Origin of the sequence: Bradyrhizobium sp. Bra64 (assembly GCF_024519875.1) — a bacterium.
Lineage (GTDB): Bacteria > Pseudomonadota > Alphaproteobacteria > Rhizobiales > Xanthobacteraceae > Bradyrhizobium > Bradyrhizobium japonicum_G.
This window is the reverse complement of record NZ_JALJRD010000041.1, coordinates 1-263: the sequence shown is the minus strand read 5'-3', so window position 1 is coordinate 263 and position 263 is coordinate 1. Positions and strand designations below refer to the sequence as shown.

The window sequence follows — 263 nt, the reverse complement described above, 5'->3', positions numbered from 1 at the left end:
AGTCGAACCTCAGCATCACCGGCGTGACCTACAACTCCAAGGGTCTCGGCCTCGCCTCGCTGACCAGCGGTGTCGACTTCATCGACAACTCCGCGACCAACAAGGTGCTGTCGAACCTGAACGCCGCGTCGAGCACGCTGCGCTCGGAAGCCTCGAGCCTCGGTTCGAACCTCTCGGTGGTGCAGGTTCGTCAGGACTTCAACAAGAGCCTGATCAACGTGCTGCAGACCGGTTCGTCCAACCTGACCCTGGCCGACACCAAC

1 pseudogene is annotated in these 263 nt (G+C 61.6%); it reads left to right on the top strand.

From position 1 onward, the window contains the following. A pseudogene (locus NR187_RS34855) lies at nt 1–263 on the top strand (flagellin); the annotation flags it as partial.